Raw genomic sequence first — 3,687 nt, 5'->3', positions numbered from 1 at the left:
GACAAGGTTTGCAGGCCAGAAAATCGCATAACCAACATGAATACAGAGTTTAACAATTTCGCATTAACAGATTTTAAGAGACGCCAGTGAATTTTTTTTATTATGCCATGAAGTGGAAATAAATTAGCGACATAAAATTTGTCCACTAACCTTATATTATCATGGCAAACAAAACTCAGTTAAAAGGAAGGGTTCTACAGATGCTCCTTCTCTTATGCCTGACATTACCTTTTCAGGCATGGGCTCAAAAACAATCTGTGACAGGTGTGATAACTGAAGAAAATGGAGATCCTGTAATCGGAGCCACAGTCTTAGAAAAGGGGACAACCAACGGAGTCTCTACAGATCTTGACGGAAAATTCACGCTTAATGTCAATCCTAAAGGCACGCTTGTTGTTTCTTATGTCGGTTTCGCGACTCAGGAGATTGCAGTCAAGGGACGCAGTGTCATTAATTTGACGCTTAAAGAAGACACTCAGTTTCTTGATGAACTCGTTGTTGTCGGTTACGGCATGATGAAGAAGAGTGACATGACGGGTGCTATCTCAAGTGTGAACGGAGATGATCTTGCAAAGAGGACCACAACGAATCCGGCAGAGGCTCTTCAGGGAAAGATAGCCGGTGTCAACATCATGAAGGCTGGAGGCAACGCCGGAGCCGGAATCCAGGTCAAAATAAGAGGTGTCAAGACCTTTGGAGACAATGAGCCTCTTTATATAATAGACGGATTCCCGGGTGACATCAACTCAGTCAATCCGCAGGACATAGATTCTATGGAAGTGCTGAAAGATGGTGCGGCAGCAGCCATTTATGGGTCGGTAGCAGCCAACGGCGTTATAATAATTACTACGAAAAATGGAAAGAAAGGCGAGGTAAAAGTAGACTTCTCGGCATATGTAAGCTTTACCAGAATTGCCAATAAATTCAAGATGCTCAATGCCGATGAATACAAGCAGGTTCACGGTCAGATGTATGACAACTGGAACGAGCATGTGGCTCTTCATCCGGAAATGTATGATGCTTCTTCAATGCTCTCTTCACCGGCTTACATAACGGCTGACACAGGTGTGAATACCGACTGGCAGGACGCAATGACACGCTCCGGTCTCACACAGAACTATATGCGCANTGTGCGCGGTGGTGGAGATCTTGGAAAATATTCTGTAAGCTATAATCATTCAGATGAGAAAGGAATTTTCCTCGGCAACGATTACACAATGGACAATGCGCGTGTCAAGCTTAACGCGACAAAATACATTTTCGATTTTGAAGCAAACATGGCGTTTAAATATACAAAAAGCCGTCAGCCTCAATATCAGATCAAGGAAATGTATGGCATTTCACCTCTTGTGCCTGTGTATGATGCCGAAAACGAATATGGATATGGACTTACTGATTTCAACGGCTTGCCCAACAACCGCAACGTCATGGCTGACAATAATTTCAGACAGGCAGACTCGAGGTATTACCACACCACAGCCAACGCAGCCATAACAGCGCGTTTCACCCCTTGGCTTAGTTTCAAGACAAGCTACGCATATCGCGGTGAACATGAGCGTGATAAATATCACACGGCTCCATATGTGGCGGATATCCGCTCCAAACAGGAATATCCCGAGAGCAGCGAGACAACTGCCTATTGGGAAGAGCATGTGTGGGAGAATGTTCTTTCTTTCAACAAAGAATTTGGCAAGCATTCTGTGAATGCAGTTGCAGGAACCTCAACAATGGCGCGGAGATATACCTGGAATTATGTGGGAGTAATCGGAAAGACAATTACCTATAAGGTAGAAGACGGTCAGCTCGTTACAGGAGAACAGCCCGGAGGCTTCCTTGATCCTGATTTCTCCACAATCGGCGCAGGCACAGGCGGCACATATGACGGTGACGGCTCGCGCTGGGATTACAGACGTTTCTCTGTTTTCGGACGCGTCAACTATAACTTTGACAACCGTTATCTGTTTCAGGCTACAGTCCGCCATGACGGGTCAAGCAAATTCGGTAAAGACAAGCGTTGGGGTACGTTCCCGTCAGTAGCCGTAGGCTGGAGAATATCAGAGGAGTCGTTCTTCCCGAAAACAACGGCATTCAACAATCTTAAGCTGCGTGCGAGCTGGGGACGACTCGGCAATGAGAACGCACTCGGCTATTATGACTTCCTCTCGCTTATCAGCACCTACAACAGCAAGAATCAAGGATATGTGCAGGGCAACGGAGACAATGCCTGGGCAGGAAGCATCGCGAGAGGACTTGAAAACCGCAATCTCCAGTGGGAGACAACCGACACAAAGAATATCGGTATAGATTATGGCTTCTTCAACAATCGTCTCAACGGATCTTTCAATTACTATTACAACAAGACTGAAGATCTTCTGATAACCAAGGTTCTTCCTCCATCTGCCGGACTCTCGAATCCGATTCTCAATGTAGGCAAGATGCGTAACACCGGTATTGAGTTCGAAATCAATTATCAGGATTCAAAAGCAGGATGGGACTGGAATATAGGGATGAATCTTTCCACAACAAGCAACAAGGTGCTTGAACTTTCCGATGAGAATCAGATAATATACGGAGAGGGTCTGAAATTCGGAACAGAGCATTTCCCTACTCAGACAATGATAGGCAAACCTATAGGCTCATTCTATCTTTTTCGTACCGACGGAATATTCCAGAGCAACGAGGAGGCGGCAAATTATGTAAACAGCAAGGGTGAGAAACTTCAGCCGTATGCGGATGCCGGAGATATTCGTTTTGTGGATGTTAACGGAGACGGAGTGATAGATGAGAACGACAAGGAGTATTGTGGCTCGGGAATACCCAAGCTGGAGGTGAATCTCAATCTGAATGTCGCCTGGAAAGGATTCGATCTTATGGCTGTGTTGGGAAGTGCGTTCAATTATAAGATTTATAACGGCAACCGCTATCTGTATGAAAGCATGAATGCCGGTTCGAACTTCCTTGCAACAACACTTGATGCGTGGACTCCGGAAAACAGAAACACCACAATGCCCCGGGCTATCTTCAATGATCCCAACGGCAACCTTAAAGAATCAGACCGTTTCCTTGAAAACGGGAGTTTTCTGCGTCTGCGTCAACTGCAGTTGGGTTATACGGTCCCGTCATCCATTACACGCAAGGCATACATAGAGAATTTGCGTTTTTATGTAAGTGCAGAGAACCTTTTCACTATAACAGGCTACAAGGGTGTGGATCCTGAATTCTCCCGTGCCAACGTTCTCAACACAGGTATAGACCGACTTATCTATCCTTTCACCCGCAGCTTCACCATCGGTGTCCAGCTCACATTCTAACAATTAAACAGCAATCAACATGAAAAAACATATATTGTTTCCTGCAGCAATGCTTCTGGCTGCATCAACTCTGACATCATGTGAGGATTATCTCACAGTGGAGTCTCCCGATCAATTGACATCAGGCAACTTCTGGCGCAATGAAGCGGATGCGCAAGCCGGAATAGCCGCCGCATATTCACAACTTGAATATTATATCGACACCTGGGAGTTCGCCGAAGTGAAATGGCCGGTGGAGGCTTTTCGCGAGGATGTGGTGACAATCGGTTCCGATGTCCCGAATTATCCCAACTGGATGGAACTCTATAATTTCTCATTCACCAATGGAAACTCGCAGTTCACAAGTTACTGGAGCAATAACTATACAGGTATAAGT

At 45.5% G+C, this 3,687-nt stretch carries 1 protein-coding gene and 1 pseudogene; both read left to right on the top strand.

What is annotated here, in order from left to right:
- The first annotated feature begins 161 nt into the window (after positions 1 to 161).
- Positions 162 to 3,311 (top strand): TonB-dependent receptor, encoded by a 3,150-nt coding sequence (locus JX312_RS10535; protein ID WP_204457964.1) that lies wholly within the window; start codon positions 162 to 164, stop codon positions 3,309 to 3,311.
- Positions 3,312 to 3,330: 19 nt separating this feature from the next.
- Positions 3,331 to 3,687 (top strand): annotated as a pseudogene (locus JX312_RS10530) (RagB/SusD family nutrient uptake outer membrane protein); the annotation flags it as partial.

Origin of the sequence: Barnesiella sp. CU968 (genome assembly GCF_905219685.1) — a bacterium.
Lineage (GTDB): Bacteria > Bacteroidota > Bacteroidia > Bacteroidales > Muribaculaceae > Lepagella > Lepagella muris_A.
Note: the sequence above shows the minus strand (reverse complement) of the source record. Positions and strands in the feature narration are given on the sequence as shown.